This is a genomic window from Rhodococcus sp. CX (assembly GCF_015865005.1).
GTDB lineage: Bacteria > Actinomycetota > Actinomycetes > Mycobacteriales > Mycobacteriaceae > Rhodococcus.
Map to the genome: position 1 here is coordinate 10,775 of NZ_JADZGH010000096.1, position 2,621 is coordinate 13,395.

Genomic DNA, 2,621 nt, shown 5'->3' on the forward strand with positions numbered 1-2,621 from the left:
ACTCGCCGACAGCGGCCGGCGCGTCCGCGTCCTCACCCGTTCCGGCAGCGGACCGGACCATCCGCTCGTCGAACGCGTCCGCACCGACGTCTCCGATCCGGCCGCCCTCGCCGCCGCGTTCGGTGACGACACGATCACCGCCGTCCACATGTGCATCCACGGCTCCGCCTATCGAGCCGAGGCGTGGGAACGCGAACTTCCGGCCGCCGAACGCACCGTCCTCGACGCGGCCGGAAAGGCCGGAGCGGTCGTGATCTTCCCGGAGAGCCTCTACTCCTACAGCGAGCCCGACCGGGTCATGCGCGAGGACTCCCCGCGCAACGCCACCACCGGCAAGCGCGGCGTCCGTACCCGCCTGCTCGCCGAACGCGCCGCGCACACCACGCCTACGGTCAGCGTCGTCGCGTCCGACTACTTCGGCCCGCGCGCGCTGAACGCCCACGCCGGAGAGCGCATGGTCCCCACGATCCTCGCGGGACGCACCCCGCGGGTGCTCGGCTCGGCCGACGTCCCGCACTCGTTCACCTACGTGCCGGACCTGGCCGCCGCGATGATCGCCGCCGCCGACACCCCCGCCGTGTGGAACACCGTGGTGCACGCACCCACCGCACCGGCCGTCACGCAGCGCGAAATGGTTGCCGCGTTCGCGACCGCCGCGGGCATACCGGTACCGAAGGTCGGCACCATCCCCGCGTGGGTGCTGCGCGGTGGTGCCCTGGTCAACCGCGACGCACGCGAGCTCGCGGAGATGCTCTACCAGTTCACCGACCCGTTCGTCATGGACTCGAGCCGCAGCGAGGAGGCACTCGGCGTGACGGCCACACCGCTGCCGGTGGCCGCCGCCGAAACCGTGCGGTGGTGGCGCGAGCACCGGGCGGCGGCCTGACGTTCCCACCGCCTCTCGGGCGGGGGATAGTGTCGGGTCGTGCAGGAGTCGAAGCGGCAGGCATGGCGATCCACAGCGACGGCTCTCCGTCACTCACCGGACCTCGCCCGGCTCACCACCGTCCGCTTCGCGAGCCAGTTCGGTGACGGACTGTTCCAGGCCGCGCTCGGCGGGGCGATCCTGTTCAACCCCGAACGGCACGCCGATCCGGCCGCCATCGCCGCCGGGTTCGCGGTTCTGCTGCTGCCGTACTCGGTCGTCGGACCGTTCGCCGGTGCGCTGCTCGACCGCTGGGACCGGCGCCTCGTGCTGCTGTGGGCCAACATGCTGCGCGGCGCATTCATCCTCTCCGCGGCCGCGGTGCTGCTCACCGGCGGGGGAGAGACCGCATTGCTCCTGCTGGCGCTCGCCGCCGTCGGCGTGAGCCGGTTCGTGCTCGCCGGGGTATCCGCGTCGCTACCGCACACCGTGGCCCAATCCTGGCTCGTACCGGTCAATTCCGTGCTCGCGACCGTCGGATCGGGGGTGTCGGCCGCGGGTGCCGCGGTCGCGGTGAGCACCATCGGGATCGTCGGCGCGGGCGACACCGGATCGGGAATCGCGGTCGCGCTGGGAGCGTCCGGATCGGTGATCGCGGCGGTCGCCGCCGGCGGCTTCCCGCGGCACGGTCTCGGTCCGGACGAGATTCTGCCGCGCAGCGCCGTGCGATCCGTCCTCGACGGACTGCACACCGGCGCCGTCGCGGTCTGGCAGGCACCCGGCGTCACCGTCGCGATGATCGGAATCGGCACCCACCGCATCGTTTTCGGCATCGACACCCTGATCATGGTTCTGGTGTTGCGCGAGGGCGGGAACGGCTCCGCGGCCGAAGGGCTCACCGGGTTCGGGGTCGCGGTCGCCGCGACCGCGACGGGCATGCTCGTGGCCGCGATCGTCACCCCGATCCTCCTGCCCCGGGCGGGACGGCCGCGCACGATCACCGGCGCACTGCTGACGGCCGCGATCGTGCAACTGCTGTTCGTCACGCTCCTCACCCAGACGGCGCTGCTCGTCGCCGCGTTCCTCCTCGGTCTCGCCGGGCGTCGTCGATCTCGATCTGCATCGCGGCGTCACCCGAGAGCTTGACGACCTGCCCGGCGCGGCCAGGTCTTCGCGCTCCAGGACACCGTGTTCAACATCGCCTTCCTCGCCGCGATCGCCGCGGCCGCCGTCTTCGTCGCACCCGACGGACGCTCGCCCGCCCTCGCCGTCGCGGGTGTCGGGATCTATCTGGCCGGACTCGCCGGGGTCCTCGCCGTGCGCCGCCTCCGGATGTGAACGGGTCCGATTTGTTAGGTTCTCCTGGTTCAGCACTCGAGTGCAGTTCCGTCAGGAGGCGCCCATGTCCCGTCGCGCGGTGCTCACGTCGCTGGCACTCGTCTCGCTGACGCTGCCGCTTCTCGCGGTGCCCGCGAGCGCCGAGGGCGCAGCTCCGGTGAACTCGTGCGGGGAGACCGGTTTCGATCCGGCCGCCGAGAAGCCCGGATCCGGCGCGCCGCCGATCGAGATTCCGCGCGTCCTGGAACTGCCGGTGCCGTACCCGGAGTTCGTGCAGGTCGAGGTGCCGGGGGCCGCCCCGGACACCACGCGGGTACCGCAGGCACCGCTGCCGGCGGATCCGTGCGCGGACCCGTGCCCGGAGACCCTGCCGAAACCGGACAGCCCGATCGGCGGCTCGAGCGGCTCCAGCGGCTCG

At 72.3% G+C, this 2,621-nt stretch carries 1 protein-coding gene and 2 pseudogenes; all 3 read left to right on the forward strand.

All coding sequences use genetic code 11. From position 1 onward, the window contains the following. On the forward strand, positions 1-886 hold an 886-nt coding region (locus I0Q12_RS10330), incomplete at its 5' end, for an NAD-dependent epimerase/dehydratase family protein (RefSeq protein ID WP_197251835.1). Between the two features lie 39 nt (positions 887-925). After that, positions 926-2,203, forward strand: a pseudogene (locus I0Q12_RS10335) (hypothetical protein). Between the two features lie 64 nt (positions 2,204-2,267). After that, positions 2,268-2,621 (forward strand): annotated as a pseudogene (locus I0Q12_RS10340) (carbohydrate-binding protein); the annotation flags it as partial.